Source organism: Candidatus Palibaumannia cicadellinicola (genome assembly GCF_002855795.1).
Taxonomy (GTDB): Bacteria; Pseudomonadota; Gammaproteobacteria; order Enterobacterales; family Enterobacteriaceae; genus Baumannia; species Baumannia cicadellinicola_C.
In genome coordinates this window covers 1-5,986 of the sequence record NZ_NJPO01000082.1, presented here as the reverse complement: position 1 = coordinate 5,986, position 5,986 = coordinate 1, and the positions used below count along the sequence as shown (strand labels likewise).

4 protein-coding genes and 1 pseudogene are annotated in these 5,986 nt (G+C 38.4%); all 5 read right to left on the bottom strand.

The features are described 5' to 3' along the window. A partial coding sequence (murG, locus tag CEX73_RS01695; protein WP_101626875.1) for an undecaprenyldiphospho-muramoylpentapeptide beta-N-acetylglucosaminyltransferase occupies nucleotides 1–1,015 on the bottom strand: 1,015 nt, incomplete at its 3' end. 3 nt (nucleotides 1,016–1,018) lie between these two features. Then, nucleotides 1,019–2,206, bottom strand: a complete 1,188-nt coding sequence (gene ftsW / locus CEX73_RS01690) for a cell division protein FtsW (protein WP_101626874.1) — start codon at nucleotides 2,204–2,206, stop codon at nucleotides 1,019–1,021. A gap of 1 nt (nucleotide 2,207) precedes the next feature. Continuing rightward, a complete protein-coding gene (gene murD, locus CEX73_RS01685; RefSeq protein WP_101626873.1) occupies nucleotides 2,208–3,533 on the bottom strand; it encodes a UDP-N-acetylmuramoyl-L-alanine--D-glutamate ligase in 1,326 nt (441 codons plus the stop codon). A gap of 6 nt (nucleotides 3,534–3,539) precedes the next feature. After that, a complete protein-coding gene (gene mraY, locus CEX73_RS01680) occupies nucleotides 3,540–4,628 on the bottom strand; it encodes a phospho-N-acetylmuramoyl-pentapeptide-transferase (protein WP_101626872.1) in 1,089 nt (362 codons plus the stop codon). Further along, nucleotides 4,622–5,984, bottom strand: a pseudogene (murF, locus tag CEX73_RS01675) (UDP-N-acetylmuramoyl-tripeptide--D-alanyl-D-alanine ligase). The gene mraY and the pseudogene murF overlap by 7 nt, the downstream one beginning before the upstream one ends. Between the last annotated feature and the right edge of the window lie 2 nt (nucleotides 5,985–5,986).

The following is a 5,986-nucleotide window of genomic DNA, read 5'->3' as shown; positions in this document are numbered from 1 at the left end:
CAATAATAGCTATTGCTCTGGCGCGCTGTGCCATCGTCAACAGCGTTGTACGATCTAAACTAATAATCAATTCTATTAATTTTTCTTTAGTCAAGTTAGTTTCTTCTATGATTTTAGCAGCACCAACTTGCTCTAGTAGCCGTGCATTCCAATACTGCTGACGATCTTTATGCCTAAATGGAATAAAAAGCGCAGGTAAACCAACGATAGCTATTTCACTCACTGTTAGTGCTCCAGAACGACATATTATTAGATCTGCCCAAGCATAAGCAGTTGCTATATCATCGATAAACTCTACTATTTTATATTGATGCTCTATTTTTTTGATAGCAGCATAGGCTTGCTGTACCTCAGCTAGTGCTCCTTTACCTACTTGATGCCAAAAGGTAAACATATTAGACAGCTGAGCTGCAACAGCTGGTAATATTTGGTTAAGTATTCTTGCACCCTGACTACCCCCCATGACTAATATTCTAATTGGACCCGTACGATCACGTAAGCGCAAAGAAGGTTCTAGTAGCGTGATTAATTCTTGACGTATTGGGTTTCCAACTATATTGGCATGAGGAAAGGCGCCAGGAAAAGCTTGGAGTACCTTATCAGCAATTTTGGCTAACCATCGATTAGTCAGTCCTGCTACACGGTTTTGCTCATGTACTACTACCGGAATCCCACATATCCAGGCTGCTAACCCTCCAGGACCAGAAATATATCCTCCCATACCTAATACTACATCTGGTCGCCATACGCGCATAATGCGCTGTGCCTGAAGTACAGCACGAAACAGATATATGATAACTATGATTTGCATAAACAGATTTTTGCCGCGTAATCCATAAAGACAGAGAACATATCTTTCAATACCATGTTTCGATACTAAATCAGCATCGATGCCATTGACAGTACCTAGCCAGCGTACTTGCCAACCTTGTGCTATTAGGTAATGAGCCACAGCTAATCCTGGAAAAACGTGTCCACCAGTACCACCAGCCATGATTATTAAACGCTTTGTCATTATTTAGATAGCCTTGTGCCTTGTAAAGGCTTGATATTTAACCATACGACTCTCAAAATCTATTCTAAGTAATAGCATTATTGCTGTTGACATGATTAAGAAACTAGATCCACCATAACTAATAAGCGGTAATGTAAGTCCTTTGATAGGTAGCATACCAACAGCAGCGCCTAAATTAACTAGGGTCTGAAAACTAAACCAAATACCAATAGAACATGCTAAAAAACCAGAAAAATGTTGATGGATTTCTAATGCATGACGACCGATTAATAGAGCGCGGAAAGCGATACTAAACACCATACACAAAGTGAATAAGACACCAATAAAACCTAATTCTTCGCCAAGAATAGCAAAAATAAAGTCTGTATGTGCTTCAGGTAAATACTCTAGTTTTTGCACGGAATTACCTAACCCTTGACCACAGCATGCACCTCGTCCAAAAGCCATTAAGGATTGAGTAAGCTGATAACCGCTACCAAAGGGATCTTGCCATGGATTCCAAAAAGATGTTACTCGTCGCATGCGGTAAGGTTCAGCAATAATTAAAAGTACTACAGCTAACATACCTGAGCAGATAATCGATAAAAATTGCCAAAGCTTAGCACCAGCGAGAAATAAGATTGCTAGTGTAGTAACAAATAAAATAATGACTGTTCCTAAATCTGGCTGTGCTAACAAAAGCACTGCTAGTACAATCATTACGCCCATAGGTTTACAAAAACCCCAGAAATTAGTTCTAACTTCATCTACTTTACGGACCAGATAATTAGATAAATAAAAAAAGAAAACTAGCTTTGATAATTCTGATGGTTGGATACGCAACGGACCCAAAATAATCCAACGAGATGCTCCATGCACTATACTACCTATAATTAATACTGTTATTAACATTATTATATTAATTATTAATAGTAATATGCTGTAACGCTGCCAAAATACCATTGGTACCCGTAACGTACATAACGATAGTGCAAATGCAAAAATTAAATAAAAAACTTCCCGTTTAAAAAAGTGAAATGGATCATGAAAAATGCGCGCACCGATAGGCATTGACGCAGAGGTAACCATTATCAAACCGACACAAGTCAGTCCTAGAGTAACCCATAATAACATCCTGTCATAGAGTACTATGTTGATTTGTGATTGACGCTTATGCTTATTTATTATTTTATTCAAAATAAATGTAAGCAAGTTAGCTTACCTCAAGTACTAATTGTCTAAAAGCTTTACCGCGTGCTTTAAAGTTGTCAAATTGATCTAAGCTAGAACAAGCTGGCGACAATAGTACGACATCTCCTGATCGAACTTTATTTCCGATAATATGCATTGCTTGCGCTAGCGTTTTAGTAATAATAGCGGTATTTGGTCGTAAAGTAGCTAGTTTGTGACGATCTTGCCCAAAACAGTAAAGTTGTATATGGTTACTCTGTACTAATGAGAATAATGGTGAAAAGTTTGCTAACTTACCATCACCTCCAAGTAACAGATGTAAAGTGTTTTTTACTTTTAATCCATCAATAGCCGCTTTTGTGCTAGCGACATTTGTCGCTTTTGAGTCATTAATCCAACGTATACCATTACTTTCTAAAACTAGCTCAAAACGATGCGCCAGCCCAGAAAATTTACGTAGTGCCATTAAACAAGCTTGACGGGGAATAGCAATAGTATCAGCCAGCGCTAGCGCAGCTAGCGCATTAATTTGATTATGGCGACCGTGAATGATCATTTCATCGCAATCTAGTAACAGTTCCCCGTGTTTCATTAACCAAGTTTTTCCATTTTTATACCCAAGATGATAAGAACCTACAGTAGCGCCAAAGCTAATCAAACATTTTGTTGCTATATCGGTGTAGTTTACCGGTAAGGTCAGTGAATCTTCCGCATTTACTACATAAAATGCAGCCTTTTGATAAATTTTTAACTTAGCAGCACGGTATTGCTGTAAGCCTAAAGGATAGCGATCCATATGATCTTCACTAATATTTAAAATAGTTGCAACAGCTACTTTTAATTGTTTAGTTAGTTCTAACTGAAAGCTAGATAATTCTAAAACATATAGTTGATAAGGTTGTTGTAGCAGTAATAAAGCAGGCTTACCTATATTTCCACCTACTCCTACTTGCCAACCCGCGCAAGTAGCCATTTCTCCTACTAGTTTAGTCACAGTACTTTTACCGTTCGAACCTGTTATCGCTACTACTGGTGACGTAACCTCACGTAAGAATAATTCGATATCTCCAACTATTTCTACTCCAGTTTTAGCAACCGCTTCTAGCGTTGGATGCGATATAGCTACACCAGGGCTAATAACAATAAGAGTGGCAGCCAGTAGCCACTCTTCTTTTAAATGACCTAGCGAATATTCTATATCGTGGGGTAACTGATTTAATTTAGGTGGAGAAAAACTAATATCAATTACACGTGGCGTAACACCACGTGCGCGGAAAAACTCAACACAAGATATTCCGGTGATCCCTAATCCGATAATAACAATATTTTGTTGCTTATAATCTATCATAGTTATTTACATTGACCGCATCTTTAGCGTAGTCAGTCCCATTAAGACCAACATCAGTGAAATAATCCAGAAACGTACAATTACACGTGGTTCTGGCCAACCTTTTAGTTCATAATGATGATGAATAGGTGCCATAAGAAATAGCCGCTTTTGGCGTAATTGAAAGAAAATAACTTGCAAAATAACTGATAGCGTTTCTACTACGAAACTACCGCCCATAATAAATAACAATAACTCCTGGCGCAAAAGTACAGCAATAGTACCAAGAGCCCCACCTAAAGCCAGTGCACCAACATCTCCCATAAAAACTAGCGCTGGATAAGTGTTAAACCATAAAAAACCTAAACCTGCACCAACAATGGCCGTACAAACAACGACTAACTCACCAGCAAAATAAAGATAGGGAATATGCAAGTAACGAGAAAAATGAATATTACCAGTCGCCCAAGCGACTAATGCTAGTCCAGCGGCAACAAATACCGCAGGCATAATAGCCAACCCGTCTAGCCCATCAGTCAAATTAACCGCATTACTAGTGCCAACAATAACAAAGTAAGTTAGTAATACATACCATAATCCTAGTTGTGGCATAATGTCTTTGACAAAAGGTATGACTAGTTGTGTAGCTATAGTATTTGGGTTTAAACTAAACATAGTATATGCTACCGCAAGAGCAATTACTGACTGCCAAAAGTATTTCCAGCGTGCCATTAAGCCATTACTATTATTATGTACTACTTTTCTGTAATCATCTATTAAACCAATAATACCATAACCTATTAAGACAAAAAGGACACACCAAACATAAGGATTAGATAAGCAAGTCCACATAAGTACCGAAATAATAATAGATAGCAATATCATTAACCCCCCCATAGTAGGGGTGCCACGTTTACTAGAATGTAACTCAGGCCCATTATTCCGTATAACTTGACGAATTTGCAGCTGTTGTAACCAAGCTATTAAAGATTTACCTATCAATAAAGAGATAAATAAGGCAGTAAAGAAACTTACGATAGCGCGGAACGTCAAATAAGAAAACAGGTTAAAGATAGAATCAAATTGAACAAAATACTGAGCAGAAAAAACTAACATTTTGTTTTATCCTGTAATGCCCCGCACTACATGCTCCATGGCAGCATGACGTGACCCTTTAACTAAAACCGTAATTACGGTATATTCAGATAATAACTGAATGATACGATTAGTTAGTATGGATTTATCTTGAAAATGTTCTCCTTGTTTACTAGCATCACTAATCAGCTTACTAAGCTGCCCAACGCTTAACACTTTATCGATACCTGTCATAGCGATTACTTTACCAACATATTGGTGATATTCCGTTTCTTTCTCACCTAGTTCTGCCATATCTCCAACTACTATCACACGATAGCCTGGCATTTCCGCTAAAACCTGTGCGGCAGCAATCATAGAACTTACGTTAGCATTATAACTATCATCTAGTAGTATTTTACCAATACCTAGTCTGATGGGTAATAATCGTCCAGGTATCGCATTAATATTAGCTAATCCTGCTACAACAGCTGATAATGTTGCACCAACCGACAGCGACAATGCACTAGCAGCCAAAGCATTAGCTATATTATGTCGTCCTAACAGCGGCAATTGTACCCGACAATTACCTTGTGGACTATGTAGAGTAAAGTACATGCATAGCCTATCACTAATAATATCGCTGGCAAAAAAGTCAACATTATTAACTTTTTCTAGTGCGAAACGCCATACCGCTTTATAGCCTAAACCTTGTTGCCAGTGCGACCAATCATGGCTATCATCGTTGAAAATTACTAGTCCGTTATCTAATAATTTCGTAAAAATTTCTCCTTTGGCCTGAGCAATACCAGCTAGCGAACCAAAACCAGCCAAATGAGCAGCGGAAATATTATTTACTAAAGCTGTTTCGGGACGTACTAAGCCTGCAGTCCATGCAATTTCTCCGATATGATTAGCACCTAATTCAATTACTGCAAAGTCATCCTTAGGTGTGAGACGTAACAAAGTCAACGAGACACCGATATCATTGTTGAAATTGTCCTGCGTAGCTAAAACTTTACCGCATTGACGTAAAATAGAAGCAGTCATCTCTTTGACAGAAGTTTTGCCTGAAGACCCAGTCAGCGCTACTACACGTGCTGGTACCTGCTGACGAACCCAAGCAGCTAAGGTTCCTAAAGCTAAACGAGTATCTTCTACAATGAGTTGCGGGACTGTGATGGGTAATATATGACTTACTAATATTGCACTAGCGCCTGATAATACGGCTTTTTTCGCGAGATCATGTGCGTCAAATCGCTCGCCCTTAAGTGCTATAAACATACAGTGCTTACCAACTACGCGAGAATCGGTAGTTACTTCTTTAATAGTAATATTTAAACCAACTGTTTTAGCATGAAGGACAGGCGCGATATCATGTAACATAAAGGGAATCATTC

What these genes read in the sequence shown, in the direction of transcription:
- murD (WP_101626873.1), bottom strand. Translation starts at nt 3,533, where the DNA reads ATGATAGATTATAAGCAACAAAATATTGTTATTATCGGATTAGGGATC.
- mraY (WP_101626872.1), bottom strand. Translation starts at nt 4,628, where the DNA reads ATGTTAGTTTTTTCTGCTCAGTATTTTGTTCAATTTGATTCTATCTTT.